We start from the raw sequence: 26,406 nt of genomic DNA on the forward strand, positions 1-26,406 counted from the left end.
TCCGGGCATGGGAGCGTCTGTGTGACCGCCGTACATCGAGGCGGCCCCGCGCGGTCTATTTCTTCGATGTCTTTCGTCGATGCAGGAGCGAAGCGCATCGGCGTAAGGCCCAAATGGGTATCCCATTTACCGGATATCGGTTCGCGCACTCGAGTACTGAAGGCAAAATCGGGTATATCTCTACAAGGCTTGCACGCGATGACCGAGGAAAGTGGAAATTTTCGGCAATTAAATAAATTTGAGCGCGTGATGAAAACATTGCATCGAGCGAGAGGATGGAACAACCGCTTGAAACAGCCCGCCGTTCCCCATCGGTCTCGCCAGCTGGCGGTCGCCCGCCACGGCGCCGACAAAGCGGTGCTCGAGACCGCCGACATCCGCGCTTCGAGCCGGTCGGCATCCCGGTCCGCGCTCGATGTGGATGCCGTCTGAACACAAGCGAGCGGTGCCGAGCTCGCCCGGCCCGGCAAAAACCCGTCTTTTCGATGGTTCGGCGCGGCGCATCGTCTGGTACGCTACCGCTTCACGGTACGCGCCGGTCCGGACGCGACCCTCTTCTTCACGCGCATAGGCCAGCGCATGTTCGAACGAAAAGCCATGGTGACGCGCCGACCGAACATCGTGATTGCGATCAGTATCGTGCTGGCCAGTGCGATTCTTGCGATCGCCGTGTGGGTGCTGGCGCAGATGCGCGACGACGCATTGCGGCGCGCCCAGGATTCGGTCTTCAACGTGTCGCTGCTGGTCGAGCGCGACGTGTCGCGCAATCTGGAGATTTACGATCTCTCGCTGCGCGCGGTGATCGACGGTCTGAAACAGCCCGGCGTGCTGGAACTGGATCCGGCCATCCGCCAGATGGTGTTGTTCGACGGCTCGGCGAGCGCCAAAGACATGGGCTCGATCCTCGTGACCGACGAGGCCGGCAACATCAAGTTCGATTCGCAAGCCACGCCGCCACGCCGCGTCAATCTCTCCGACCGTGATTACTTCAAGGTGCAGCGGGACTCGACCAACGTCGGCCTGTACATCAGCCACCCGTTTGTGCCCAAGGTCAGCGGCAAGGAAATCAGCATCGCGATGAGCCGGCGCATCACGCGGCCGGACGGCAGTTTCGGCGGCGTGGTGGTCGGCACCATGCGCCTCACCTATTTCCGCAGGCTGTTCGCCGGCATGAATCTCGGCGCCGGCGGTTCGATGGCGCTGATGCTGAGCGACGGCACGATGCTGATGCGGCGCCCGTTCGATCCGAAAATCATCGGTATCAATCTGACCGGCACCGCCAACTACTCGCGCTTCACCCAGCAGCCGAGCGGGGATTTCTTCGGCACGGCGGCGATCGACGGCGTCGAGCGCTGGTACGCGTTCCGTCATATCGACATGTATCCGCTGATCCTCGACGTCGCGCTGTCCACGCGCGATATCTACGTGGAATGGCGGCACCGCGCGTGGATCATCGGTTCGCTGATCGCCGCGCTCGACGTCACGATCATCGCGCTGGCGGTTCTGTTCTCGTATCAATTGCGATACCGCCGCGCAGCCGAAGAAGAGTTGCGCGTCTTGGCGCGCACCGACGGGCTGACCGGCCTGAACAATCGCCGCACCTTCGAGGAACACGCGGAAGACGAGTGGCGTCGCGCGCAGCGCAACGCATGGCCGCTGTCGATGCTGCTGATCGACGTCGACAGTTTCAAAGGTTTCAACGACCTGTACGGCCATTCCGCCGGCGACGATGCGCTCACGGCCGTGGCCCGCTGCATCTCGCAGAGCGTGCGGCGTCCGGGTGACACGGCGGCGCGCTATGGCGGCGAAGAGTTCGCCGTGTTGCTGCCGGACACCGACGAGACCGGCGCAGCTTTCATCGCCGAGAAGATTCGCGCGGCGGTTCAGGCGCTTCAGCTTCGCCACGTGGCAAGCTCGCAACATGTGTTGACCGTGAGCATCGGTATCGCCACCACCCGAGGCGAGGCATTCGCAACGAGCCGCGCCCTCCTGAACGCCGCCGACGACGCGCTATACGAAGCCAAAGATGCGGGCCGTAATCGCGTGCTGAGCTATCGCACCGTGACGCACACTTCGCCCCGAGGCGGCGCCACGGTGACACCCAGCACCGAAACGCGCAACTCCGTCTGAGGGGCAGCGCATTAATTTACCCGGGTAATATGTTGTGTTTTAATTTAACCCGGATATAATTCGACAAATTCTTCATTTGGAGTTTGTCATGACTGTCCATCCGGTTTCCTGCACCGCATTCGAAGGCCATCGCCGCATCGCCTCCGGCGCTTTGCCCGACGTGGCGCTCGCGGTGAGAGACGTGCTGGCGCGCGGCGAACAGGGGCCGGTTCTGGTCTTCGACGACGTCACCAGCCGGCCGGTCGAATTCGATCTGCGCGGCACGCCCGACGAGATCGTCGCGCGGTTAGCGAGCCAGCATGACGGTGCCGAAAGCGACCACGTCGCCCACGCCGCCGGCTGCGCCACAGAGGACACGCCGCGCGGCCGTGGCCGGCCCAAGCTCGGTGTGGTGGCGAGAGAAATCACGCTGTTGCCGCGTCATTGGGACTGGCTTAACGGACAGTCGGGCGGCGCGTCGGTCGCGCTGCGCAAACTGGTCGACGCGGCGCGCGTGGCCGGCGAGCACAAGGACCGTCAGCGCGCGGCGCAGGAAGCCGTGTATCGCTTCATGACCACGCTGGCCGGCAATCTGCCGCGCTATGAAGATGCGACCCGCGCGCTTTACGCCGACGACCGTCCGCGTTTCGACGAGGTCGTCGCGGCATGGCCGCAGGACGTGCGCGATTACACCTTGCGACTCGCGAACACCGCTTTCGCGACGAACGCTTAGAAGCAAGCAACTCGCAGCGCCGTTGCAAGCGGCGCGAGCACCGAATCGCACAGACAAAAAAAACCGCTCACGCCGGGGAAGCGTGAGCGGAAAGTCGGAGAGTTACAACAACATCGCATGCGCCCACTCATGGGGTCGACGCAGCAGAGCAAGTCTAAGAGCTGGCCCCGTTCCTATACATCAGACGAATCCCAAACTTGTCCCCGCTAGTCTGCCCGTATGGCGTCTCGCGTCCAGGTCGTGTGCGCTAAGCATTGCTTACAACATCCTGTCCCGGTTATTCCTGACATTTCGCTCATTAAGTCTCTGCCGTGGCCGCCGTAAATGAGGTGGGAGCGTCGCCACGTATCCGACAGATCGCGAAATGTTCGCGACGGCGTGGCGGCTCGATCGTCCCGCCGTGACTCGTGAAGGATAGTGAAATGAAGTGGTTCGACCGCATGCCTGTGTTCAGGAAACTGCTGCTGGCGTTTGCCGTGGTGATTGGTTTTTGCGTCGTGATCGGCGCGACGTCGCTGAGTACGCTGTCGTCGATGCACAGCATTACCGACGCCATCTGCGATAAACACATGAACGGCCTGTACTGGATGGAAGAGGCGAACCGTCACAAGATCGATTCCGACCTGGCCGCCGCGAATCTCGGCTACGCCGCCGACGACGCCGGCCGTCAAAAGTTGAAGGAGAGCATTGTCGGCTCGCTCAAGGAGATGCACGCGGCCTACGACCAGTATCGCGCGACGATCGAAACGGGCAAGGGCCAGGAGATGTTCGACGACGTGCTGCGCAAGTCGGCGGTGTGGGAAGGCATCGTGCATCAGCAGATCGGCCTTGAGCCGATTCCGGCGGGCGTCGACAACAACGAACTCGTGCGTCGCGCGATTGCGTCGAGCGAGGCGCTGCGCGATCGCATCACCGCGCTGATCGACTATCGCCGCCAGCAGGCCAACGACGCGCAAGCGGAAGCGTCCACCGACTATCAGCACATGCGCATCGTCATGAGCGCGCTGGTGCTGGGCGCGATCGTCGCGGGCATGCTGCTCGCCATGGTGATCGCGCGTCGTCTGGCCGGGCAACTCGGCGGCGAACCGGATTACGCGATGCAGATCGCCAACCGCATCGCGGACGGCGACTTGAGCGTGCGTGTCGAAACGCGCGCCGGCGACTCGCAAAGCTTGCTGTTCGCGTTGCGCAACATGCGCGAACGGCTGGCCGGCATCGTGTCGGGCATCAGCGAGTCGAGCGAATCGATTTTGATGGCGTCGGGCGAAATCGCGCAGGGCAATACCGATCTGTCGCAGCGCACCGAAGAGCAGGCCGCGGCGCTGCAGGAAACCGCGTCGAGCATGCAGGAGCTGACGTCGACGGTGAAGATGAACGCCGAGAATGCGCAGCAGGCGGGTGGCGTGGCGCACGGCGCTTCGGAAGTCGCGGCGCGCGGCAGCCACCTCGTCGGCGACGTGGTCGACACGATGCGCGAATTGGCGGCCGGCTCGAAGCGCATGACGGACATCATCGCGGTGATCGAAGGGATCGCGTTCCAGACCAACATCCTCGCCCTGAACGCGGCGGTGGAAGCCGCGCGTGCCGGCGAACAGGGACGCGGCTTCGCGGTCGTGGCGGGCGAAGTGCGCTCGCTCGCGCAGCGCAGCGCGGTGTCGGCGAAAGAGATCAAGGAGTTGATCGAAAGCTCGACCGCGCGCGTAGGCAGTGGCGCCGAACTCGCCGAGCGGGCCGGGCAGACCATGGCCGAAGTCACGCACGCGGTAAAACGGGTGACCGACATCATGGGCGAGATTTCGTCGGCGTCGCAGGAGCAAAGCACCGGCATCGAAGAGGTCAATCGCGCTGTCGCGCAGATGGACGACGTGACCCAGCAGAACGCGGCGCTGGTCGAGCAGGCGGCGGCCGCGGCGGCGTCGATGGCGGATCAGGCGAGGCAACTGCAGGCGGCCGTGACGGTATTCTCGCTGGAAGCGCGGCACGGCTGAGGGCGCCGACGATGGTAAGGGCGTGCTGCATCGCACGCGCCGCTGCATGCAACATGGCTTGCCCAGCGTCGTTACAGAGCCCCGACTCTGGTGTTGCGAGCCATGCGGCTACGCGGCCCGGCGGCACCGACAACAAACGTCGGTTTCCACAGCCGCAAACAACGCGGCCAGAGCCACCCCATACCGCGGCATTCATCCACGGCTTTGACGCGCATTTCCCCGAGCTTGCCAGGCCCAATGGCACTCCGTACACTCGCGCCTAATTCCTGGGCGGCGCCTTGTTCCGGCGCCGCGCCACCACACCTAGCGCCGAACAGAGGAGAACCCCCGCCATGGCCGATTCCTACTTCCCCCGCTGGCGTCCCCAGTCGGCAGCCGCCGAGGGCCGCATCGTCGGCACCGACGAGCGGCTAGCGTGGCCGCAGATGTTCGCGATGGGCGTGCAACACGTCGTCGCGATGTTCGGCTCGACGGTGCTCGCGCCGTTGCTGATGGGCTTCGATCCGAACCTGTGCATCTTTATGTCGGGCATCGGCACGCTGTTGTTCTTCGTGCTGGTGGGCGGCCGCGTGCCGAGCTATCTCGGTTCGAGCTTCGCGTTCATCGGTCTCGTGATCGCGGTCACGGGCTACGGCGGCCACGGCCCGAATCTGAACATTCCGGTCGCGCTGGGCGGGATCATTGCGTGCGGCGTGGTGTACGCGATTATCGGCCTGATCGTGTCAGCGGTCGGCACCAGATGGATCGAGACGCTGATACCGCCGGTGGTGACGGGCGCGATCGTCTGCGTGATCGGTTTGAATCTGGCGCCGATCGCGGTGCATGGTGTGAGCGGCAGCAACTTCGATTCGTGGATGGCGCTCGTCACTGTGCTGTGCGTGGGCGCGGTCGCGGTGTTCGCGCGCGGCATGCTGCAGCGTCTGCTGATTCTGGTCGGCCTGCTGATGGCGTATGTGATCTACGCGATCGTCACGAACGGTCTCGGCATGGGTAAGCCGATCGATTTCGCCATTGTCGCGAACGCCGCGTGGTTCGGCATGCCGCACTTCACAGCGCCGGTGTTCAACATGCAGGCAATGACCCTGCTCGCGCCGATCGCGGTCATTCTGGTGGCGGAGAACCTCGGGCATATCAAGGCAGTGAGCGCGATGACGGGTCAGAATCTGGACCGCTACGTCGGCCGGGCATTTCTCGGCGACGGACTCGCGACGATCGTCTCCGGCTTTGCCGGCGGCACGGGTGTCACGACGTACGCCGAGAATATCGGCGTGATGGCCGTCACCAAGATCTATTCGACGCTGGTCTTCGTGATCGCCGCGTTGATCGCACTGGTGCTGGGTTTTTCGCCAAAGTTCGGCGCGGTGATCCAGACCATTCCGGGACCGGTGCTGGGCGGCGTGTCGATCGTCGTGTTCGGGTTGATCGCCGTGACCGGCGCGCGCATCTGGGTCGTCAACAAGGTGGACTTCTCCGACAACCGCAATCTGATCGTGGCTGCGGTCACGCTCGTACTCGGCGCGGGCGACTTCTCGTTGAAGCTCGGCGGCTTCGGTCTCGGCGGTATTGGCACCGCGACGTTCGGCGCGATCATTCTCTACGCGCTCCTGAGAAGGAAGCCGGCGCAAGGCCTGGTGGCGTGAATTTTCTCGCGCGCTGAATCACTCGTCTTTGTGAGTTCGTCGGCGGCGCAGGCTTCTTCTTTCGCACATTGTCGTGATCGAAGAAAAAGCCAGTGCCGCCGCCGGTATCGCAACTACGCGGCGCGAGCGCCTCTTATTTTCTCCGCGCCGTCAGCGCAGTCTCCGACAAATCCACTTCCCGCATCAGCTTGTTCAACGTCTCGTCGTTGATTGCCTGACTGCTGCGCAGTTCCAGCAGCGCCTTGCGCTCGGCTCTCATGGCGGCGAGCTTCATCCTGAACTCCAACGCATCGGCGCGGCGCGCCAGCTCGCGCGGTTCGCGTTCCTCATCGAGCGTGGCGAGGCGGCGCCGATAGACGTCCATCACCCGCGCGGTGACGTCCGCCGCATACGCCGAGGACGACTCATCGAGGTTCGAGCACTCCCTGTCGTGCACCTCGTCGACGGCGCGAATCGCGGCTTGCGCGGCCATGGTCCGGGCGAGCGCTTCTTCGGCGGCATGCGGATCCTTGCCGCGGCGCCAGCCGCTCAGCAACAGCGGCAACCCCACCACCGCCACGATCAGCGAGACCAGAATTACGCCGGATGCGATGAAGATCGCGAGATCGCGGCCCGGCAACGCGGCGCCACCCGGCAACACCTCGGGCAATGACAACACGCCCGCGAGCGTCACGGCGCCGCGCACGCCAGCCACGGTCGTTACCGCAGCGGTGCGCAAACCCGGAACGGCATTCGCCACGCCTTGTTTCGCGGCGCTGCGGCTCGCGAAATAGCGCAGCAGCCACACCCACACGAAGCGCATCGCGTACAGGGCGCCCGCCACTGCGGCGATGTAGCCGATCAGCCGCCAGACCTGCGCGTTACTGGTCTCGTGCGCGTCGAGTAGAGCCCGGCCGAGAATGTGCGGAAACTGCAGCCCCAGCAGAATGAACACCATGCCGTTGAAGACGAACTCGATCATGGTCCACGTGCTGCTGGCGCGCACTCGCGACGACGCCGGCCCGGCGGTCACCATGGTCGTGTAGTTCATCATCATGCCGGCGGCGACCGCGGCCAGAATGCCCGACAACTCGAAGCGCTCGGCGACCAGATAGGCGGCGAACGGAATCAGCAGAGTCATCACGACGCCGGGTGCCGGATCGCCTTCTTCGGTGAGATTCAGAAAGTGGGCCGACACGTAGCCGAACAGCCAGCTCACCGCTGCACCCACTGCGAGGCCGCCCACGGCGATGATCACGAAACTGATCGACGCGTCGCGCAACGAGAACACGCCGGTCAGCGCCGCGGCGATCGCGAACTTCAACGCGACCAGTCCCGAAGCGTCGTTCATCAACGCCTCGCCTTCGAGGATATGCATCAGCCGCCCGGGAATCTTGCCCTTGCCGACGATGCCGGACAACGCCACCGCATCGGTCGGCGACAACACCGCGGCCAGCGCGAACGCGACCGGCAGCGAGATCGACGGCACCAGCGCGTGCACGAAGTAGCCGACCACCAGCACCGTCATGAAGACAAGGCCGAGCGCGAGCATCAGGATCGAGCGGCGCGCCATGAAGAACTCGCGCTTCGGAATGCGCCAACCGTCCGCGAACAGCAACGGCGGAATGAACAGCATCATGAAAATGTCCGGATTGAAGGTGACGTGCAAGCCGAGCCTCGGCCACGCGAGCAATGCGCCGATCGCGATCTGCACGAGCGGCAGCGGCAACGCGATCGGCAGGATGCGGGTGAGGACGCCCGACGCGGCGACGGCGAGCAAAAGAATCAATACGGTAAAGACAATGTCCATCGGTCTATTTCTGGGGATATAACGGTATGACTTCGGTGATCTTCGACGAAACGTCCACGCGATGCTGACGAAGCGTAAGGCCAAAGTTTAGCCGGATGAAGCGCGACGTATCGCTCAAGGTGGCATGCGGCCCTCTTAGCGAGATCAAATCGTGGTCACTACGGCGCGGCGCACCTTAACGGTGCGCGCCACGCCCACGCGCGGCGCATGCTCCCTTGCACGGGTCAATCTTTCGAATAAATTTCATTGGAATGTGCGTCAGCGTGCGCATGGAGCTTGCTTAAGGTATATCGATGACGCACATTGAGAGACGGCGCCGAGGTTGTTCGCTTCCGCGTTCGGACCGGCCCGGCTCTCGCGTGAGAGGACTTGCATGACGATTGCGCAACAGGAAAGGACGGCCAGCGCGCCACATGGCTTCGGTGTCGAGATGACGTCGGGGCTCGAACGTTTTACGGTGCAGCATGGCGAACTCACGCTGAGCAGCGTGTTTCAACCGATTTTCAGCCTGTCGCATATGCGGGCGGTCGGTTACGAAGGGCTGCTGCGTGCGCACGACGCGCTCGACCGGCCCGTGTCGCCGCTCGACGTATTCGGCGAGGCCGCGCGCCTGGGCGATGTGCTGCAGGTCGACAAGCTGGCCCAGACGCTGCATCTGGAGAATTTCAAGGTACTCGGCGCGGAGCGCGAGTGGTTGTTCCTCAACGTGCATCCGGGCGCGCTCACCGATCCTTATCTCGCCGCTGCGTTGCTGGCTACGTTGAAGCGGCTCGATCTGCCGCCGCGGCGCATCGTGCTCGAAGTGCTCGAGCATCGCGCCGAAGACCTGGAACGTCTCGCCGACGCCGTGCGCCAGTTCCGCGAGCGCGGCTTCCTGATCGCACTCGACGATTTCGGCGCGGGCCACTCGAACGTCGAACGGATCTGGCAATTGAATCCCGACATCGTCAAGCTCGACCGCATCATGCTGTCGCACGCCGCGCATCGCGCCGACATGGCGACGATCCTGCCGGGCCTCGTGGCGTTGCTGCACGAAGCGGGCAAGCTGGTGCTCGTCGAAGGCGTGGAAACAGAGCATGAAGCGCAGATGGCGCTCGCCTGCAACGCGGACTTCGTGCAGGGCTTTTTCTTCGGCCGTCCGAACCCGGGCGCAGCCGATGCGTTGCACGCGACCACGTGCATCAGCGAACTCACCGAGCGTTATCGCGATCAGGCCGACGCGCGCGAGCGCCGCAATGCCAGCCGGCTCGCGCCGTACTTGCGGGCTTTCGAGCGGGCGGCGGAGCGGCTCGCGGCCGGCGAACCGCTCGAGGAAGTGTGCTGGAATTTTCTCGCGCTCGATCATGCCGCGCGCTGTTTCCTGCTCGACGCGAAGGGCAAGCAGGCGGGCCGCAACGTCGTGCTGCGCGCCGATCGCGCGGCGCATGAAACGCGCTTTCTGCCGCTTGCCGACGCGCAAGGCGCGAACTGGCTGCGTCGTCCGTATTTCCGCGATGCGATCAATGCGCCGGAGCGCGTGCATGTGACGCGGCCGTATCTGTCGATCAACGAGGCGTTGCCGTGCGTGACGCTATCGGTAGCGACGCGCGTCGGCGAGCAGACCTGCGTGTTGTGCGGCGATATCGACTGGGTGGATGAGTAGCGGTTCTGACATCATGTCGTTTTTAACGACACTCAGCCGCGCTTATGTCCGTCCTCCTTGAAGTCATTGCCACGACCGTTGCCGACGCGCGCGTAGCCGCGCAAGCCGGCGCCGATCGTCTCGAACTTGTCACCGCGATGGGCGAGGGCGGCCTGACGCCGAGCCTCGGACTGATCGAAGCGGTGGTGGCGGCGGTCGAGATTCCAGTGAATGTGATCGTGCGGCCGCATAGCCGCTCGTTCGTGTACGACGCCGACGACTATGCAGTGATGCTGCGTGACGTGCGCGCGGTGACAGCGGCGGGCGCGAATGGCATAGTGATCGGCATGCTGAATGCCGCGGGGGAGATCGACCGCGAAGGCCTCGCACGTGCGATCGATGCAGCGGATGGACTGGCTGTCACCTTCCATCGCGCGTTCGACGAAGCGCGGGATTTGCACCGTTCATTGGATGTGCTGCTTGGTTTCGACGCGGTGACGAACGTGTTGACCTCGGGTGGACAAGCTTCCGTGCTGCACGCGGAAGACACGATCCGCGAGCTGGTCCAGCAGGCGGCCGATTCGCATTGCACCGTGCTGGCCGGAGCCGGTTTGACGGTCGATGCAATTGCCGGCTTCGTGAGCAGAACACACGTTGAAGCCGTGCATTTCGGCTCGGGCGTGCGCGTGAACAGCAACGGTCTCGCGCCGGTCGATTCAGACAAAGTTGCAGAGGTCCGCGCACTGTTGACGAGCGCATGACTCAATAGCTAAAACAACGAAGCAAAGAAAAATGCCGCTTCGAGATCGCTCTCGAAGCGGCATTCTTTTATCTGCGTCTGCGGCGCCAAGAAAACCTACTTCGCCACGACCACCGGAATCCCGCGCAACTGCCCCGCGCCTTTCATCTCTTCCAGCGATTTGCGCACCGACTCACCCGTCGCCGCTTCGATCTGCAAACGTGCGGCCAGATCGCGCTCGCCACGCTTCACACCCGCCAGATTCGCAAGCTTCACATGACCATAACCGCGCACGCGAGCATGCAGGTCGGCCAGTTTCGCCACGTCTTCCAGATTGCCGGCATCGAGCCTGGCAAGCGCACGCTGCAACGTGGTTTCATAATCGCCCGCGAGTTCGCGTTCCATCTTGCGTTCCAGCGTGCGGCCAAACGGATCGAGCATCGTGCCGCGCAGGCTGCTGAATTTCGCGAGCGTGCCGAGTACCGGCCACATCCATTGACCGAAGGTTTTCTTCACCGGATTCTTGCCGGGCTCAGGACGCGTGAGCGTCGGCGGCGCGAGATTGAACTTGATGCCGAAGTCCTTGCCGGCCACGCCTTCGAATTGCGCTTCCAGTGCTTCACGGAATACCGCATCCGTATGCAGGCGCGCCACTTCGTATTCGTCCTTCACCGCGAGCAAGCGGTAAAACGTGGTCGCGACCGCGCGCGTCACGCGCTCGCTCTTCGCATCCACCGAGGTTTCCGCACGACGTGCCGCATCGACTAGCGCGCGATAGCGCTTCACATAGCTTGCGCCGCCGTATGTCTGCAGACGTCCTTCGCGATGCGCGATCAGTTCGTCGAGCGTATCGACGCGTACGCTCTGCTTCGCGAGATGCCGCGCTTGCCACAGCGCTTCGAGCGCGGCCGGATCTTCGGCGGCGAGGCGGCCAATCGAAAACGCCAACTGGTTCATCTGCACCGCGACGTTGTTCAATTCGATCGCACGCATCATCGCGCCGAACGACACGGGCACCAGACCGAGTTGCCAGGCATAACCGAGCATCAGAATGTTCGCGCCGATGGTGTCGCCGAGGAAGCGCGTGGCGAGCGCTTGTGCGTCGCACGTCGACATGCGCTCCGCGCCGGCAGCGTGACGCATCTTGTCGAGCAGCGCGTCGGCGTGCAGCGTTGCGTCCGGATTCGTCACGAACGTGGCGTTCGGAATTGCGTGCGTGTTCACGACGATGCGCGTGCGGCCATGACGCACCGTTTGCAGCGCATCGGCGCTTGCACCGACCACCATATCGCAGGCGAGCAGCACATCGGCCTGTTGCGTGTCGATACGCACCTGGTTGAGCCATTCGTCGCGCGCGGCGAAGCGCACGAACGACAGCACCGAGCCGCCCTTTTGCGCGAAGCCCATGAAATCGAGCACCGACGCGCTCTTGCCTTCCAGATGCGCCGCCATGCTGATCAATGCGCCCACCGTCACGACGCCCGTGCCACCGACGCCCGTCACCAGAATGTCGTACGGCGCGGCGTCGAGATGCGTCGCCGGAATCGGCAGTGCTTCGACGCGAGCGGCCAGCGCTTGCGGATCGAAGGCGGCGCCCGCGGCTTTCTTCAGCTTGCCGCCTTCTACCGTGACGAAGCTGGGGCAGAAGCCGTTCACGCACGAATAGTCTTTGTTGCACGACGATTGATCGATGCGGCGCTTGCGGCCCAACGCCGTTTCAACCGGTTCCACCGACAGGCAATTCGATTGCACGCCGCAATCGCCGCAGCCTTCGCAGACTTCCTCATTGATGAAGAGGCGCTTGTCCGGATCGGGGAATTCGCCTTTTTTCCGGCGCCGGCGTTTTTCCGCCGCACAGGTCTGGTCGTAGATCAGCACGGTCACGCCGTCGGTGTCGCGCAATTGGCGCTGCACGGTGTCCATCTCGCTGCGATGGTGAAACGTGGTGCCCTTCGGGAATTGGTCGTGATGGCCGTCGTATTTCTCCGGCTCGTCGCTGACCACGACGAAGCGCGACACGCCTTCGGCTTCCACCTGACGCGCGATCTGCGGCACCGAAATGCTGCCGTCCACCGGTTGTCCGCCCGTCATCGCGACGGCGTCGTTATAGAGAATCTTGTACGTGATGGTGGCTTTCGCGGCCACGGCCTGGCGGATCGCCAGAATGCCCGAATGGAAGTAGGTGCCGTCGCCGAGATTCTGGAACACGTGGCGCGTTTTCGTGAACATCGAATGCGACGCCCAGTCCACGCCTTCACCGCCCATCTGGATGAGACCGGTCGTGTCGCGCTCCATCCACGAGGCCATGAAGTGACAGCCGATCCCCGCATGCGCGATCGATCCTTCCGGCACTTTGGTCGACGTATTGTGCGGACAGCCCGAGCAGAAGTACGGCGTGCGCTTCACGCTGTCCGCGGCGTTCGAGAGAATTTGCGGCGCGACCAGATCGACCACGCGTTCGCGGCGATCGAGTGCGGGCTTGTGCTTCGCGAGCCAGTTGGCGAACACAGGCAGAATGCGCGACGGCCGCAATTCGCCGAGCGAGGACAGCAGCAGCGTGCCGTCTTCGGCGTTCTTGCCAACCACGATGGGCCGCGTGCCTTGCGTGCGGTTGTACAGATAGTCCTTGATCTGCTGTTCGATGACCGGGCCTTTCTCCTCGATCACCAGCACTTCGGACAGGCCGGAAACGAACGCGTCGATCCGCGTCATCTCCAGCGGAAACGACAGGCCGACCTTGTAGATGCGCACGCCGGCCGCTTCCAGGTCGGCGACCGTCAGATCGAGGCGGCGCAGCGTTTCCATCAGGTCCAGATGCGCCTTGCCGCAGGTCACGATCCCGACGTTCGCATGCGGACTCGGCGCAATCCATTTGTCGATGCTGTTCACGCGCGCGAAGTGGCGCACCGCGTCGAGCTTCGCGTGCATCCGCGATTCGATCGTCAAGCTCGGCAGATCGGGCCAGCGGTTGTGCAGGCCGCCGGCGGGCACTTCGAAATCCTGCGGCATGGTCCAGTCGGTGCGCAGCGCGTCGAGATCGACCGTCGAGCCGGACTCGACCGTTTCGGAAATTGCCTTGTAGCCAACCCACGCGCCCGAGAAGCGCGACAACTCCCAGCCGTACAAGCCGAACTCCAGCATGTCGGCGATATTCGACGGATTCACCACTGGCATGTGCCAGGCCATCATCGCGAAGTCGCTCTGATGCGGCATCGATGACGACACGCAGCCGTGGTCGTCGCCCGCCACCACCAGCACGCCGCCGTGCGGCGACGAGCCGTAGGCGTTGCCGTGCTTGAGCGCATCGCCGGCGCGATCCACGCCTGGGCCTTTGCCGTACCACATCGCGAACACGCCTTCGACGGTGCGCTCCGGGTCCGATTCCACCCGCTGAGTACCAAGCACGGCGGTGCCGCCAAGCTCTTCGTTGATGGCCGGCAAAAAGCGGATATCACTCGCTGCGAGCAGTTTTTTCGCCTTCCACAACTGCTGGTCGACCATGCCGAGCGGCGAGCCGCGATAGCCGCTGATGAAGCCGGCGGTATTCATGCCGCGTGCCTTATCGGCGGCGCGCTGCATGAGCACGAGGCGCACCAGCGCCTGCGTGCCGGTCAGGAAGATCCGGCCGCGCGTCGCGGTGAGGTTGTCGGAAAGCTTGTAATCGGCCAGTGCGGGCGTGCCGTCGATGGGCAGGCGAGCGGTCATGGGTCAGTCTCCGTTTTATTGCATCCGCGCGCGGTGGTGGGGACCACGAAGGTGGCGCAGCGAAAGAGACTCTATTTTTTAGCGCCAATGAGAGAGAATTTTTTCTACTTTGGCCGGGCAGTTGCGAGTGGGCGCGAAGACCTGCGCGTTTTAATGAAGTTTTGAGATGGATCTGCTGCGCAACGGGCGGATTCGGGTAAGCCCTGGTGCGGTTGGCGCGTTTCTGGGCGGCCCCAAAGCGTTCCGGGCGCCGGGACGCATTGCTGCGTGCCGGCGCCCGGGATGCCTGGCTAAAGAAGCTGCTTAGCTCGGCATGAAGATTCGCGCGTAGAAGTAGCCGTCCTGATCGTAGAAACCGCTGTACTTGTTAAGATCAGGCGAATGGGGATCCATGCGAACAAAGCCGGGAGGCGGAACGAACGTTGTCGGAGTCGGCTCCGGCTTCGGCGCCGGCGTCCGCTCCGGCTCCGGCGTCGGATTGACCGGCGGGATGAAGCCGCCGTTGTTGCGGTCGTTATCGCCGACGACACGAATTTCCGCGGAGATCGGCGCCGAGATCGTGCCGCCGACATTCGACATCGACCCCGCCGTGCCGCGTACCGCCGCTTGCGACGTGATCGAGCCGTTGTCGTTCGTCAACTTGCCGCCGACGTCTATCTGCCCATCACGCCCCGCGGTGATCGTGCCGCCCGTATTGTCGAGGTCGCCGCGCGTATTGATCGACATCGCGTTGCCCGACGACAGCTTGCCGTTCAGGTTGGCGATCGTGCTGGCCTGTACGGATAGCGTGCCCTTCACCGCCTCGATGCTGCCGTTGCTGTTGTTCAGCGTCGTCCCGCCGATCTGCACGTTGTTCTGTGCGGTCAGCGTGCCGTTCGCGCCGTTCATGAACGTGTTCATCGCGTTGACGCGTGCATCGCCGTTCGAACTCAGCGTGCCGGTGTTCTCCACGTTGTCCGCGCGAATGTCGAGAAGCTGGCCGGCGTTCACCGTTGCGTTCTGGTTCGTGACGGTGCCTCCGTTCAGCGTTACCGTGCCACCTTTCACGCTGCCGCCCGACAGCATCAGATTGTTGGATGCCAGCGTTGCCTGCGTCGTCGCGTCGATCGTGCCGCTATTCGTCAACGACTGGTCGGCGGTCATGCTGAGACTCGCCGCCGACATCTTGCCGCTGTTCAGCAGCGAGCCGCGGGTCGACAGGTTCATGGCATCACCGGCCGTGAGGGTGCCGCGATTGGTCAAGCTCAAGGCACCGTTGGCGTCCAACGAGCGCGCGCTGGCGATCAGGTCGTCGTTTGTTACATTGCCACCGCCGATCTGAACGTTGTCCTGCGCAGTCAGCGTGCCGTTGGCGCCGTTGGCGAACGTGCTCATCGCGTTGACATAGGCACCGCCACCCGAACTCAGCGTGCCTGCGTTGTCGATGTGGTCCGCGTTGATATTGAGGAATCGGCTCGCGTTCACCGCGTTGCTCTGGTTCGTGATGGTGCCGCCCCTCAAGGTCACATTTGCACTGTTCACGCTGCTATCGGCCGCAAGCGTCATGCTGTCGCCCGCCAGTTCCGCCTGTTGCGCAGCTTCGATTGTGCCGGTGTTAATCAGCGACCGGTCGCCACCCATGCGGATGCCGTTCGCGGCGACTTTGCCCGCGTTCGATAGCGTGTTGGCGATCAGGCTCATGCTGTCGGCCGTGATCGTGCCGCGATTGGCGAGCGCCTGAGTAGCGTGAACGTCCATGCTGCCACTGGCGGCGATGGAGCCGTCGTTCGTCACGTTCGCGCCGTTGATCGCAGCGTTGCCTGCCGCCTTGATGCTCGCGGGCACAGCGATCGTGACGTCGCCGTTGGCACCGACGCTCAGGTTGCCGGTCAGTGAAGTCAGCGTGCCGTTGTCGCGCACGCCGACACCCGCTTCGGTGCCGAGCAGACGCACGGCGCCGTCGCCGTACATGCTTCCGAGCGACTGCACATCGATCGCCACCTGCGGAGCGCTGCCCGTGCCGGCCTGAGCGAGCGCGGACTTCGACGCGTAATTGACGCGGTTGGCGCCAGCAATCGCATCGATCGATTTGCCTTGCACCTTGCCGTTGATCGTGATCGCACGCGCGATCAGATCGACCGCGCTCGTCGAGCCGTTCAGGCCGCCGCCGTCCACCGCAAGCGTGCCTTGCTTCACGTCGATCGTATCCAGCGAGCCGTCGCTTTTCAGCGTCGGCGTGCCGGTTGCCAACGTGACGCGCGGCGCGTTCAGGAAGCCGCAGCCCGAGCACGTGATGCCTGCCGGGTTGGCGAGCACGAGATTGGCACTGTTGCCGGCGATCTCAGTGGTGCCGAGCAACTGCGACTGCGCGCCCGACGTAACCTGCATCAGGACCAGTTTCGCGCCCTGCTTGCCGAGCACGGAGTTTGCCTGGACCGTGCCGCCGATCTGCGTTTGCGCGGCCTGCGTGGCGTTGTTGATGATCACGCCGCCCGTGCCGACGTTGTAGTCCGAGAAGCGATTGCTCGACACACCTGCGGCATTAGGCGCAACGATATTGACGACCTGGGTGCCGTTGCTCGATGTGCCGATCGTCGGGCGCGTGGCCGCGCCCGCGTCGGGGGTAATGGTCAGCTTTGCTTGCGCGCTTGCGACAAGCGGCTGCATGCCGAATGCGCACAACGCGGCAAATGCGCTGGCGCGTGCGGCGAACCAGACCGTCCGGCTCTTGCTGTCAATGATACGAGGAGGAGTTTTCTGCATGTTTTTTTTCTCTGAGATAACTAAGGTACTGCTAACAAAAGGGGAAGCCCTTTCAGATCAGAGTGCTGATCTGCACAAGCACGGTGGGCGAACGACTTGGGAAACCGTTCGGCTTATGGAGCGGCCAGCCGACAGAGACGTCATAGTTGACGCCGGCCGACAGACGGTTCTTCGGCGCGAGGCTGCCTTTGACGCCCGCCACCATTCCCACCAGGGTGTTACCCGCCAGGTATCGCGTCGTCGGCCCGTTTACGCGGCCGGCGTCGAGCCCCGCGTATAAGGCTTGCACGCCGTAGGACGTCGGCGCGTACCAGTCGAGTTCGTTCGATACGGTCCAGCCACCTTCGGCGGCAAGCGTCGCTTGTTGGTCGAAGCCGCGTACTGCGTAGCGTGTACCGATCGTAAAGTAGTCGGGCGCTGTCACCCGTGTGCGCGCGTTCTGCCTGTTCCAGATGAATTGGTAGGAGAACGGCTGATTGGCGAGGTGAAAGGGCGCCTGTACGGTAAGCGACGCTGTTTCGAGTTGCTCACGCCCGTTGAACGTGTCGTCGCCGACCACGTAGCCGGGCTGGCGAGAAATGCCCGGCAGCGTGTCGCGCCAGCCGAGCGACGCGTCCACCTGCACACGCCCGAAATAATGTCGATGCGATGCGCCGACTTCGTAGCCGTACACGTCGCGATCCTGCACGCCGATCCATGTGTCGTTCACGTAGTTGTGATTCAACGCGCGATAGAAGCGCGCGCGCAGTTCGGTGCGCGATGTCGCGCCACGCTGCACGACGCCAGATAGCCTGATGCCCGCACCTTTCTGCTCGCCAGTGAACTGCGCGACGGCCGTCGGCAGCGCCTGCGTCTGCAGATAGCTTGCGCGGTATGCGTCGAGGGTGAGCATCGCGTAGCCGAACGGCACGCTGTACGAAGCGCTCGCCTGATTCGCGCCCTTGCCCGGTGCGCCGTGGTTCGCGTTCGTGAGGCCGGAAACTTGCAATTGATCGTACTGATAGAACGGCGAATCGATGGAGAGCGCGCCGAACAGTTCGTTCTTGCCAGTGGCATCCTGGCCCGCGTTGTCGTAGCCGGCCATGACGTGCCAGCGGCGTCCGGTGCCGGCATGCAGTACGACGTCGGATTCGCCTTCTGCTTGCCCCGGCGCGATGTCGAACCGCGCATCCGCCTGCGACGGCAATCGCCGGATGTTTTCCAGCGCCTGATCGATTGCGCGCTGGTTCAACAAAGCGCCTTGGCCCGACGGCAAAGCACGAGCGACATCGCCGATCGTATCGCCTTCACTGCGAATGGCGCCGATGCGGCCAGGCACGACATCGAGCTGCAGAGTGCCCGACGTCAGCGACTGCTCGGGCACTGTGACGCGCGTGGTGACGTAGCCGTAGTCGATGAGCTTGTTGGCGACGCTGTCCTGGACGAACTTCAGGCCGTCGGCGCCGACGCACTGGCCCTCGACCGCTTCGACCAGACGATCGATGGCGCGAAACGGATTGTTCGTAATCCGGACTTTGCTGATCTCGAAGCATGGCGACTGCACGGGCAAATGCGCGAGATCGGCGGTTTCCTCACGCGACGCGTCCTCGCGCAGCACGTTGCCGAGCGTGCCGTTGGTCGCAGTCGCTTCGAGGCGCTGCTGTTGCGCGCGCAGCGTGTCACTGCCCGGTAAAACATTGATCAGCGACGCGTCGCCCTGGGCAAGCGACGGCAGGCTGTACAGCGCGAAAGAGGCGGCGGCGAGTGCGGTTTTGCTGTGCTGCATTGCGTCGTGGTGGTCGTGCGAAGCGGCGCAGCATAAGTCGTATGCTTTTAGAAATCCAGTAAAAGCATTTTGAAATCCTTATCTCTTTTTTGTTTTTTCTCTTCTTAACACTTGCGCCGTTTTTATGGACGACTGTGCGTTGCGACGGGCGCCTCGTCGAGAGGCGCGATCTCGTTGAAATGCGCGTAGTCGATATGGCTCACGCCGTCTTTCTCGGTCATGATGTCGACGAAACGGTGCTGCCAGTAAATCTGATCGCACGACCACGTGTGGCGCGCCTGCATGGTTTGCGAGGTCGACTCGTCGACGCCTTCAAGGGTGAGCAGCAGCAACACGTCGCGGTTCCTGAGCGTTTCGGCGGTTTCGCCAAACAGCGGGCTGGTTTCGTCGACGATATGCATGACCGTCCAGCCCAGCTTGAACACCGGATGTTGATCGCGAACCAGCGTCAGGTCATAGAGTTTGCGCAACGTGAAGCCTTCGAGCGTGGTCTCCGTACGCAGTATGCGCAGTCGTGCGCGGGCCTCGGCGATCACGTTGCGGCGTGCGTTGGCCGAGCGCACCATGAGTGTCATGCGGCCGTCGAGCGGCCTGATCACCGCGTAACGGGCAAAGATGATCTTGGCGTGCGGACGAGAGAAGCGCGCGAAAATGAGTCCGGTCGCCAACGCGATGCTGGACATGCCGACGAAAATTTCCAGCGTGGCGATCCAGTGCGCGTAGACGGTTTGCGGATGCATGTCGCCATATCCGACCGTGGCGAGCGTCTCGACGCTGAAGAAAAACGCGCCGCCAAAACCGGCTGGAAACTGATTGGCGATCGGCGCGTCGCCCAACATGTAGAGCGCGGCAAACGTGGTGTTGAGCAGCAGGAACAAGACCGCGAGCGATACGAAAAAAACCGGCCAGCGAACCATGAGGGCGCGGTGATAGAGGTCCTGCCAGAGCGGCGTCGGCGTGCCATGCTCGATGACCACGCGCTCGTCCAGACGGAATTCGCGGCTGCCTACCGGTCGGCGCGCCGATGCGCGTGCTTCGGCGTCGCCGAAGCCGGAAGGACGGTCTGATGATTCAGTCGCCATCGCGGGCTCGTGGAAGTTAAATCGGCCAAAGCGTAGCACGCCGCCTTCGCCGTGGAAGCCGATTTTGAGCTTGCCGTGCGGTTGCGCAAATGTGCGTTATCGCCGCGTGGGCGGTGTGTGTTCGCCGTGCTCCGTCGCGCGTTCCGTCCTGCGCTTGTCGCGTACCGCGGCGGATCGCCGCCGATATGCGCGGGCGAACGGTCGACACGCCGCAGTTCGGCGTGAACGGCAGCGCATGCATGCATGCAAGCCGGCTGGCGTCGCCAACTGACGCTGCACACAAACCCCACCGTCGCCAAAGAAACGCAGGCGCCGTTCGTGCACTTCAAACTTACGGAAACGCTCGCGGCTTAGGAATGCCCGCGCCGTGTTCGATATCGTCGACAGCTTGCTGATGAGCCGCCGCGACCGCTTCGGTTTCGTCGCCGTAGCCGTTGTCGCCGCCTACCGTCGTCCAGGATTTGACGGCTTTCTCGCGATGGCGGATCTCGTATTCCGCGTCCCAGCGGGCACCGTTGAGTTCGAGCGGGCGGACGTGAATCGAATACACGCCGTAGAGAAAGAGCTGTTCAGCCATGACCGCCTCCGGCCGGTTGGTTCGGGATGGCGCGGCGCGAATGCAAACGAAAACGCGAATGACGCGGCGCCGGTTGCTGCCTAAAGTTCGATTTCTCCGAGGATGCGATGAGCAAGCGCTTTGGCTTCCTCGAGCGCTTCTTCAGGCGTCGACGAAGTGGCCTCGACTTCGTAGAGCGTGGTTTCCTGATCGGCGGTGGCGTCGCCTTCGTCGCGCGAGAGGGTGACCACGCCCTGCCAGGTGTCTTTTTCTACTTCTCTTGTCGAGGCAGTGGCCGTGTAAATGCCTTTGGTGTAGGTGATGTCGTCCATGGCGTCTCTCCGTCTTCCAAAGGTTTCGGTTTTTTCATCCTAGCACGATGATGGAGCTTCCGTTCTCCGTCCCGACGGCGCTCCACGACAGTGACAATGCGCGCCGCAAAAGGCAACAGAATTACAGCAGCGCGACCACCTCATCGAGCGACGGCGCGTGCGCGCCGGCATGCCGGCAAGCGGCCGCGCCGGCGGCCAGCGCGAACGCAAGGTGCTCTGGCCATGCCCGCTGCGGCGCGGTCATCAGGCTGAACAGCAAGCCGCCGATCGATGCATCGCCCGCGCCGACCGTATCGACCACCTCGACGCGCGGCGGCCGCGCCTCGGTCACCATGGCGCCGTCGATCAGCACGGCGGTCTCCGGTCCGCGCGTCACCAGCACGGTTGCCGCCGGATTCATGGCCCGCAACTGTGCGAGTGCGCCGGCTTCGTCGTCGGTCTTGAAGATCAGGCGCAAGTCTTCGTCGGACACCTTGATCAGATCGGCGAGCGCGGCCATTTTTCGCAACGTGGGTTCGTAGCCGTGCTCCATCAGATTCCGGTAGTTCGGATCGAAACTGATCTTCACGCCTTGCGAACGCAGCTCGGCCGCGAGCGTGGCGAGCGTGTTGCCGATGGGCTGCCGCACGAGGCTGATACAACCGAAATGCGCCCATTTCACCTGACCCATCCAGCCCGCCGGCAGTTGTGCCGGATCGAAGGCCAGATCGGCGCTGTTCTCGCCCATGAAGAAGTACGCGGGCGGATGCGTCTGGTGGACGATCGCCAGCAAGGGCGGCCGCTCCACGCGCTGCATGAAGCGCATGTCGAGCCCGGCCGCGACGCTGGCGTTCCACAACTCATCGGAGAAATTATCGACGCCTAGCGACCCTGCGCACGCGGTCGGCAGACCAAGCCGCGCGACGCAGCGCGCCACGTTCCAGCCGGCGCCCCCAGGACGCGAGAGCCATTGTGACGCGCCGGTGCGCACGAGATCGGTGAGGATGTCGCCGGCCGAGACGAAGAAGGGGAATTCGTGGTTCGCGCTCTGATTGCTCATTTTGTTTGCTCCGCGGATTCGGGCGCAGCGGCGGCCCCGTCGGGCAGCGCGTGGGCCAGTACTTCGTAGCACGCGCCCATGGTGTGATAGTCGGTCTTGCCGGCCGGGCTCTTTTCGTCGCTGTATTTGCGGTTGTCGCACGTGAGGATGCGATACCACGCGCCATACTCGTGATCGACGAAATGCGCCCAGCTGTAGCGCCAGATCTCGTCGTACCAGTCCCAGAAGCGTTCGTTGCCGGTGCGCTTGCCGAGCAGCGCGGCCGTCGCGAAGGTTTCCGCCTGGACCCAGAAATACTTGTCGTGGTCGCACACGGTGCCGTCGGGGCCGAAGCCGTAGTAGAGGCCGCCGTGGTCTTCGTCCCACGCGTGGGCCATGGCGGCGTCGAACAGTTCGATGGCGCGCGGCAGCAGCCACGGCAACGGACGGAAGCGCTCGAGAATCAGCAGCAGCTTCGCCCATTCGGTTTGATGCCCAGGCTGGAAGCCCCACGGCCGGAAGATGTTCGAGCTGTCTTCCTCGTTGTAGTGCCAGTCGACCGACCAGTCCGCGTGAAAGTGCTCCCACACCAGACCCTGCGACAGCTTCGCCTGGCGCAGCGTGATATTCGACGCCACCCGCTCGGCGCGATCCAGATAGACGAGATGCCGGGTCGCTTCGTGCGCGGCCAGCAGCGCCTCGGTGGTGTGCATGTTCGCGTTCTGGCCGCGGTACGAACTAACCCGCCAGTCGGGCGACGCTTCGTCGGCGTAGAGGCCAGCGGCGGCGTCCCAGAAGCGGTGTTCCATCAGCTCGAAGGTCGCGCCGATCATCGGCTTGGCTTCTTCGATGCCGGCCATCGCCGCATGCGAATAGGCGAGCAGGACGAACGCGAGGCCGTAGCAGTGGCGCGTCGCGTCGAGCGTGCGCTTCTTGCCGTCGCGCCATTCGATCTCCCAGTCGTAGCCTTCGTGCTGGGCGTCCCAATGCGCTTCGCGCAGGAATCGCAAGCCGTGGCGCGCGTATTCCAGATGCTGCGGGTCGCCGAACTGGCGATACGCCATCGCGTAGTTGAAGACGTAGCGGCAACTGCTCACCAGATGCCGCGTGGTTTTGTCGTAGACCGAACCGTCGTCGCGGAAGAAATGGAAAAAGCCGCCGCTCGGGTCGAACACGTTCGGCGCGTAGAAACGCAGCGTGTCCTGCACATGCGAGAGCAGAAAGTCGCGCGAGCGGAAGCTCTCGACGGGCGGCGCCGCAGCGGCGCCGTTGGCGGGGTGAAGCGGATCGGATTGCGTCATGGCATTTTCACCAAAGTACTGGCACGGGCAATGAGATGGACGGGCAAACGGACTTCCAGTTCGGCAGGTGCGTCTTCAAGCAGCAGCTCGACGCCGCGCCGGCCGAGCGCTTCCTTGTCGACCGAGATGGTCGACAGCGGCGGCGTGGCATGGGCGGCGGCCGGAATGTCGTCGAAACCGATGATGGCAATGTCCTCGGGCACGCGTAGTCCGCGTGCGAGGCACGCGCGCAGCGCGGCGAGCGCGGCGGCGTCGTTGTAGGCGAACACGGCGTCCGGGCGCGGACCCGGCGCGTCGAGCAATTGATGCATGGCGCGCGCGGCGCCGCTGTCGGGGTCGAGGCCGGCGTCGATCGTCACTTCGAGCGACGGGTCGAACAGCAAGCCCGCCTCGAAGAACGCGCGCCGGTAGCCGAGCGCGCGCTGCGCGATGCTGAAGTGCGCGAGCGAGCCGCCGATGAACGCGACGCGCTTGCGCTGCTGCTCGAACAGATGCCGCATGGCGAGCGTGGCGCCCGCGGCGTTGTCGAGATTCACCGAGCGCATGCCGGGTGCCCACAGGTCGATCAGCACGAGCGGGCGCTGCATGGCCACCAGCGTGGTCAGCGTTTCCGGCTCGACGAAACCGGCGATCGCCACCGCGTCCGGCGCATGCAGGCGCATCTGCTGGATCACGTCTTCGGTGGGGCCGGCGGTCAGCACGGACGGCACGATGCCGCGCTCGCGGCAGGCGTCTTCCACGCCGTGCAGCACATGGGAGAAGAACGGACTGACGGCAAAATTATTGTGCTGACGGTGCAGCAGAAACGTGAGGCGGCGGATGCGCGGGCGCAACTGGGCAGCGTCATAGCCCAGCTTGCGCGCCGCTTCGACGACGCGCTCGCGGGTGGCCTCGGAAAGGCCGGGCTGGTTTTTCAGTGCGCGTGAGACGGTGCCGATCGACACGCTGGCCGCGCGGGCGACGTCGCGGATGGTTGTGGCCATCGAATCAGGCGGCCGCGTAAGGGCAGCCGACGGTGTTTGAGTTCGGGCGATTGTATAGTAAAACCGCGCTAAGACCGCCCGAAAAACACTCGCTCGACACCCGGAAATACCCGTACGCGCTGGAGTTGGCCCGAAATATGCTGTTTAGTAAAAATAGCTAAACAATGTCCGATGCGCGATCTTGAGGCCGCTCCTTCACTCCAGCGAAACGTGAGTGGCTTCGGCCTGTCCACGCAACAAGGCGACGCTTTCGTCGGCGTCGATCAGCACGAAACCGCTCGTTTCGTGCTTCGCGCGGCGCTTGGCCAGCGCCGCTACGGAAGCAATTTCCTCGCTGCTGTAGAGCGACGGGCCGTCGGCGGGTTCGACGCGCACGCAGCCGATCGCCATCGTCACGAAACCGAAGAAGGTCGGATTGCCGCGCCGGTCCTCACCGTGAATGCCGCCGGCGAGGCGATCGGCCGGCGCGTAAAAGCGTTGCGCGCCTTCATTGAACACGTGGATCGCGCGCAGCACGCGCTCGCGCCAGTCGTCACTCTGGAACAGGATCAGGAAGTCGTCGCCGCCTACGTGGCCGAGAAAGTCGCGGGTGGGATCGCACACGTCGGCGAGGACGACGGCGGCGAATTTCAGGACTTCGTCGCCTTGCCAGTAGCCGTACTGGTCGTTGAACGGCTTGAAGTGGTTCAGGTCGACGTAGCACGCGTAGAAGCCGGCGTCGTTGCCGAGCAGGCGGGCAATGTGCGAACTGATCGGGATGTTGCCCGGCAGGAAGGTCAGCGGATTTGCGTAGCGCGCGGCTTCGATGCGCACCTCGGTCACCGCGCGCACGAGCTTCTCGCCTGTGCCGAGGCCGACGTATTTGCCGTTGTCGGTGATGACGAAGCCATCGGCGAGATAGCGCTGATCGTCGCTTGCGAGGAGCTTGGCCATCTGCTCGACGGTCATCGATTTCTCGATCACCACCGGCGATGCATTGGCGAAAAGCAGGCAAGGACGCTTGCCGAATAGCTCGCGGTGATACGGCAGCGCGTAGCGGTCCATGAAACTGCGGCGGTTGATCAGCGCGACCGGCTCGTCGTGTTCGACGACCGCGACCGCATGCAGGTCGGGCAGGCGGTTGAACAGTTCAAGCACGTCGTTGTTGGTCGCCTGGCGCGGCAGCGCGGGCGCATGCACCAGCATTTTTTCCGATGCCATGCCGCCCGAAGGCGACGCGCTGCTCACCGTGCGCGTGGTCTCGGGGAACACGGCGATGTGGCCGGCGCGCAGCGCGTCGCGGGCGTCGTCGGTCACCTGGCGGGCCGGCTGCGCGTGCGGACGGCCGAAGAAAAAGCCCTGCCCGCAGCCGATGCCCATGTCGCGCACCACGATCAGATCCGCTTCGTTTTCGATGCCCTCGGCGACGAGCCGCGCGCCGCTCGCGCTGGCGAAGTGCTGCATCGCGCGCACGGCCTCGAACTTGAGCGGGTCGCAGGCAATGTCGTGAATGAAGAAGCGGTCGATCTTCACGACGTCCGGTTGCAGCCGCACCCACAAGCTCATGCTGGCGTTCGCGGTGCCGTAGTCGTCGAGCGCGAATTGCGCGCCGGTTGTGCGCAATGTCGTGATCACCGGCAGGAAACTGCTCACGTCCAGAATCGTGCTTTGCTCGGTCAGCTCGACCACGATCCGTTGCGGATCGACGCCGCGATGACGCAGCAGCGCGAGCGTGTCGTCGCGCGCCTCGGCCAGCTGGCGCATCGCGCCCGCGCTGAAATTCAGAAACAGCTTGCCGTCGAAGTCGAGCCGCGCGAACGCTTCGATGCAGGTGCGCGCGGCGGCGCGTTCGAGCTCGATCGTGCAGCCCTCGGCGAGCGCTTGCGCAAACAAGGCGAACGGCGCTTCGAGCGGCGTGCCGGCCGGGCCGCGGATCAGACCTTCATAGCCGAGGATCGCGCCGTTTTCGAAATCGATGATCGGCTGGAACACGGCGGACAGCTCACGCCGGGCGATCAACTCCTCGACGCGCGGCGCGGCGGATCGGGAGGGCGAGCGAGGTTGCATGGCGGGTAGGCGTAGCGTTCGACCTTCGGCTTATCGGCCGGGCTTGCCTGGAATTAAGTGAAGTTTTAATGAACCGTTGCACCGGTTTGGTGCGGTGATTGATTCGGTCGAGTCACTCTGAATATCGGCTCCGTCCGGCTTCGCATTGCCAGGAATCGGCCTATGCCATCCGGCCGAGGCGACAGCGGCGGCGTTTCCGCGTGAAATAACAAAAAAGCCGCGCGAGGCGGCTTCTTTAAATGACGCTCAGGGAGGGC

18 protein-coding genes are annotated in these 26,406 nt (G+C 63.8%); 7 read left to right on the forward strand and 11 right to left on the reverse strand.

Annotated features, from left to right (window positions below; all coding sequences use genetic code 11):
- Positions 1 to 66 precede the first annotated feature (66 nt).
- The 5 genes from BPHYT_RS39015 to BPHYT_RS01995 all read left to right on the forward strand — a co-directional run bounded on the left by BPHYT_RS39015 (position 67) and on the right by BPHYT_RS01995 (position 6,470).
- The gene (locus tag BPHYT_RS39015; protein ID WP_238535614.1) at positions 67 to 432 is read left to right on the forward strand and encodes a hypothetical protein; all 366 of its coding nucleotides are present in this window, start codon (positions 67 to 69) and stop codon (positions 430 to 432) included.
- Positions 433 to 579: 147 nt separating this feature from the next.
- Positions 580 to 2,130, forward strand: coding sequence for a sensor domain-containing diguanylate cyclase (locus BPHYT_RS01980; protein WP_012431478.1), 1,551 nt, complete (start codon positions 580 to 582; stop codon positions 2,128 to 2,130).
- A gap of 88 nt (positions 2,131 to 2,218) precedes the next feature.
- Positions 2,219 to 2,842, forward strand: a complete 624-nt coding sequence (locus BPHYT_RS01985; protein ID WP_012431479.1) for a DUF2239 family protein — start codon at positions 2,219 to 2,221, stop codon at positions 2,840 to 2,842.
- A gap of 422 nt (positions 2,843 to 3,264) precedes the next feature.
- Positions 3,265 to 4,830, forward strand: coding sequence for a methyl-accepting chemotaxis protein (locus tag BPHYT_RS01990; RefSeq protein WP_012431480.1), 1,566 nt, complete (start codon positions 3,265 to 3,267; stop codon positions 4,828 to 4,830).
- 332 nt (positions 4,831 to 5,162) lie between these two features.
- Positions 5,163 to 6,470, forward strand: a complete 1,308-nt coding sequence (locus BPHYT_RS01995) for a solute carrier family 23 protein (RefSeq protein ID WP_012431481.1) — start codon at positions 5,163 to 5,165, stop codon at positions 6,468 to 6,470.
- A gap of 133 nt (positions 6,471 to 6,603) precedes the next feature.
- Here BPHYT_RS01995 and BPHYT_RS02000 read toward each other — a convergent pair whose 3' ends face one another.
- The gene (locus BPHYT_RS02000) at positions 6,604 to 8,259 is read right to left on the reverse strand and encodes a Na+/H+ antiporter (protein WP_012431482.1); all 1,656 of its coding nucleotides are present in this window, start codon (positions 8,257 to 8,259) and stop codon (positions 6,604 to 6,606) included.
- A gap of 373 nt (positions 8,260 to 8,632) precedes the next feature.
- Here BPHYT_RS02000 and BPHYT_RS02005 point away from each other — a divergent pair, with 373 nt between their 5' ends.
- Positions 8,633 to 9,901, forward strand: coding sequence for a sensor domain-containing phosphodiesterase (locus tag BPHYT_RS02005; RefSeq protein WP_012431483.1), 1,269 nt, complete (start codon positions 8,633 to 8,635; stop codon positions 9,899 to 9,901).
- Positions 9,902 to 9,945: 44 nt separating this feature from the next.
- Positions 9,946 to 10,641, forward strand: a complete 696-nt coding sequence (locus BPHYT_RS02010) for a copper homeostasis protein CutC (protein WP_012431484.1) — start codon at positions 9,946 to 9,948, stop codon at positions 10,639 to 10,641.
- Positions 10,642 to 10,736: 95 nt separating this feature from the next.
- On the opposite strand, the gene BPHYT_RS02015 is transcribed toward BPHYT_RS02010, so the two are convergent.
- The 10 genes from BPHYT_RS02015 to BPHYT_RS02060 form a co-directional block, all read right to left on the reverse strand.
- Entirely contained in the window at positions 10,737 to 14,324 is a 3,588-nt protein-coding gene (locus BPHYT_RS02015) for an indolepyruvate ferredoxin oxidoreductase family protein (protein ID WP_012431485.1), read from the reverse strand.
- Between the two features lie 303 nt (positions 14,325 to 14,627).
- Positions 14,628 to 17,066 (reverse strand): two-partner secretion domain-containing protein, encoded by a 2,439-nt coding sequence (locus BPHYT_RS02020; protein ID WP_012431486.1) that lies wholly within the window; start codon positions 17,064 to 17,066, stop codon positions 14,628 to 14,630.
- Positions 17,067 to 17,118: 52 nt separating this feature from the next.
- On the reverse strand, positions 17,119 to 18,831 hold the full coding sequence (locus BPHYT_RS02025) for a ShlB/FhaC/HecB family hemolysin secretion/activation protein (protein ID WP_012431487.1): 1,713 nt from the start codon (positions 18,829 to 18,831) through the stop codon (positions 17,119 to 17,121).
- A gap of 122 nt (positions 18,832 to 18,953) precedes the next feature.
- Positions 18,954 to 19,913 carry an ion channel gene (locus tag BPHYT_RS02030; RefSeq protein WP_012431488.1) on the reverse strand — a complete coding sequence of 320 codons (960 nt, stop codon included), beginning with the start codon at positions 19,911 to 19,913 and terminating at the stop codon, positions 18,954 to 18,956.
- A gap of 331 nt (positions 19,914 to 20,244) precedes the next feature.
- Positions 20,245 to 20,490 (reverse strand): hypothetical protein, encoded by a 246-nt coding sequence (locus BPHYT_RS02035; protein ID WP_012431489.1) that lies wholly within the window; start codon positions 20,488 to 20,490, stop codon positions 20,245 to 20,247.
- An 80-nt stretch (positions 20,491 to 20,570) separates the two neighbouring features.
- Positions 20,571 to 20,801 carry a hypothetical protein gene (locus tag BPHYT_RS02040; RefSeq protein ID WP_012431490.1) on the reverse strand — a complete coding sequence of 77 codons (231 nt, stop codon included), beginning with the start codon at positions 20,799 to 20,801 and terminating at the stop codon, positions 20,571 to 20,573.
- 121 nt (positions 20,802 to 20,922) lie between these two features.
- Positions 20,923 to 21,840 (reverse strand): carbohydrate kinase family protein, encoded by a 918-nt coding sequence (locus BPHYT_RS02045; RefSeq protein WP_012431491.1) that lies wholly within the window; start codon positions 21,838 to 21,840, stop codon positions 20,923 to 20,925.
- Positions 21,837 to 23,120, reverse strand: a complete 1,284-nt coding sequence (locus tag BPHYT_RS02050) for an AGE family epimerase/isomerase (protein ID WP_012431492.1) — start codon at positions 23,118 to 23,120, stop codon at positions 21,837 to 21,839. Before BPHYT_RS02050 ends, BPHYT_RS02045 begins: the two co-directional genes overlap by 4 nt.
- Positions 23,117 to 24,103, reverse strand: coding sequence for a LacI family DNA-binding transcriptional regulator (locus BPHYT_RS02055; RefSeq protein WP_012431493.1), 987 nt, complete (start codon positions 24,101 to 24,103; stop codon positions 23,117 to 23,119). Before BPHYT_RS02055 ends, BPHYT_RS02050 begins: the two co-directional genes overlap by 4 nt.
- A 195-nt stretch (positions 24,104 to 24,298) precedes the next feature.
- Entirely contained in the window at positions 24,299 to 26,149 is a 1,851-nt protein-coding gene (locus BPHYT_RS02060) for an EAL domain-containing protein (RefSeq protein WP_012431494.1), read from the reverse strand.
- Between the last annotated feature and the right edge of the window lie 257 nt (positions 26,150 to 26,406).

It is taken from the genome of Paraburkholderia phytofirmans PsJN, assembly GCF_000020125.1.
In the GTDB taxonomy this organism is placed as follows: domain Bacteria; phylum Pseudomonadota; class Gammaproteobacteria; order Burkholderiales; family Burkholderiaceae; genus Paraburkholderia; species Paraburkholderia phytofirmans.

What these genes read in the sequence shown, in the direction of transcription:
- BPHYT_RS01985 (WP_012431479.1), top strand. Translation starts at nt 2,219, where the DNA reads ATGACTGTCCATCCGGTTTCCTGCACCGCATTCGAAGGCCATCGCCGC.
- BPHYT_RS02030 (WP_012431488.1), bottom strand. Translation starts at nt 19,913, where the DNA reads ATGGCGACTGAATCATCAGACCGTCCTTCCGGCTTCGGCGACGCCGAA.
- BPHYT_RS02005 (WP_012431483.1), top strand. Translation starts at nt 8,633, where the DNA reads ATGACGATTGCGCAACAGGAAAGGACGGCCAGCGCGCCACATGGCTTC.
- BPHYT_RS02040 (WP_012431490.1), bottom strand. Translation starts at nt 20,801, where the DNA reads ATGGACGACATCACCTACACCAAAGGCATTTACACGGCCACTGCCTCG.
- BPHYT_RS02035 (WP_012431489.1), bottom strand. Translation starts at nt 20,490, where the DNA reads ATGGCTGAACAGCTCTTTCTCTACGGCGTGTATTCGATTCACGTCCGC.
- BPHYT_RS02060 (WP_012431494.1), bottom strand. Translation starts at nt 26,149, where the DNA reads ATGCAACCTCGCTCGCCCTCCCGATCCGCCGCGCCGCGCGTCGAGGAG.
- BPHYT_RS02020 (WP_012431486.1), bottom strand. Translation starts at nt 17,066, where the DNA reads ATGCAGAAAACTCCTCCTCGTATCATTGACAGCAAGAGCCGGACGGTC.
- BPHYT_RS39015 (WP_238535614.1), top strand. Translation starts at nt 67, where the DNA reads ATGTCTTTCGTCGATGCAGGAGCGAAGCGCATCGGCGTAAGGCCCAAA.
- BPHYT_RS02010 (WP_012431484.1), top strand. Translation starts at nt 9,946, where the DNA reads ATGTCCGTCCTCCTTGAAGTCATTGCCACGACCGTTGCCGACGCGCGC.
- BPHYT_RS01980 (WP_012431478.1), top strand. Translation starts at nt 580, where the DNA reads ATGTTCGAACGAAAAGCCATGGTGACGCGCCGACCGAACATCGTGATT.
- BPHYT_RS01995 (WP_012431481.1), top strand. Translation starts at nt 5,163, where the DNA reads ATGGCCGATTCCTACTTCCCCCGCTGGCGTCCCCAGTCGGCAGCCGCC.
- BPHYT_RS02055 (WP_012431493.1), bottom strand. Translation starts at nt 24,103, where the DNA reads ATGGCCACAACCATCCGCGACGTCGCCCGCGCGGCCAGCGTGTCGATC.
- BPHYT_RS02015 (WP_012431485.1), bottom strand. Translation starts at nt 14,324, where the DNA reads ATGACCGCTCGCCTGCCCATCGACGGCACGCCCGCACTGGCCGATTAC.
- BPHYT_RS02025 (WP_012431487.1), bottom strand. Translation starts at nt 18,831, where the DNA reads ATGCAGCACAGCAAAACCGCACTCGCCGCCGCCTCTTTCGCGCTGTAC.
- BPHYT_RS02045 (WP_012431491.1), bottom strand. Translation starts at nt 21,840, where the DNA reads ATGAGCAATCAGAGCGCGAACCACGAATTCCCCTTCTTCGTCTCGGCC.
- BPHYT_RS02050 (WP_012431492.1), bottom strand. Translation starts at nt 23,120, where the DNA reads ATGACGCAATCCGATCCGCTTCACCCCGCCAACGGCGCCGCTGCGGCG.
- BPHYT_RS01990 (WP_012431480.1), top strand. Translation starts at nt 3,265, where the DNA reads ATGAAGTGGTTCGACCGCATGCCTGTGTTCAGGAAACTGCTGCTGGCG.
- BPHYT_RS02000 (WP_012431482.1), bottom strand. Translation starts at nt 8,259, where the DNA reads ATGGACATTGTCTTTACCGTATTGATTCTTTTGCTCGCCGTCGCCGCG.